Below are 759 nucleotides of genomic sequence, written 5' to 3' on the forward strand. Positions count from 1 at the left end.
TTTTTCTGCGGCGGCGTGCGACCAGAAGCTGGCTCGCTCGTGCAGAAACAGCGGACCGGGGAATGCGAGGAAGAGCGCTTCCGCTTGCGGTCGCAGCCCGGCCGCCTCGCCATTGGCTGTCGTCACGGATTTGAGCCGTGCATCCCAGTCGGCGATGTCGACCCAGACCTTGTCCGACGCGAGGCGAAGCTTGCCTTCGCGCTGAACGATGAGGTCGGTCCGCCCGAGCAGCTTGCGTAGCCGATGCAGCGCCTGCTCGCATGCCGCCCGCGCCTGGTCGCCGTCGAGGTCGGGCCACAGCCAGTCCTGAACGGTCTCCAGCGAGCAGGTATTGTCTTTCGAGATCGCCAGCACCCGCAGGATGTCGAGAGCCTTCGTCGGTGGCTTGGCGCCGAGATTAAGAGGGTTTCCATCGAGTTCGAGCCTAAAGCCTCCGAGGACGTGGACCTTGAGCGGCCATGGCCAGGCGGTGGGCCGCCGTTGCGGCGCGTCCAATCGGCGTTCCCGGATAAGCGACCAGCAAAGCTTGGGCTCGATGCCGCGCTCAAGCGCATCGCCAAGCAGATCGGCGAGCAATTCCGGAACGTTGAGGAGCACCATTGGCCAGCTGACGTCGCGCAGCGCCTCCATGAAGACCTTCAGCCGATCGCCGTAGCGTGGACCCTGGTCCCACAGGCTCTCCAGCGCGGCCGCTGCAAGAATGCATATCTCGGTCCGTTTGCGAGCGCCGCCATCCAGCCGCGGCAGCAGGTCGCTGAG

General features: G+C 65.5%; 1 protein-coding gene. It reads right to left on the reverse strand.

Translation table 11 applies throughout. The features are described 5' to 3' along the window. Positions 1-630 (reverse strand): AfsR/SARP family transcriptional regulator (locus AC0L2V_RS32205; RefSeq protein WP_473522189.1); only part of this gene is annotated, 630 nt, incomplete at its 3' end. Positions 631-759 lie beyond the last annotated feature (129 nt).

The sequence above is a fragment of the Mesorhizobium sp. WSM4814 genome, from assembly GCF_055811595.1.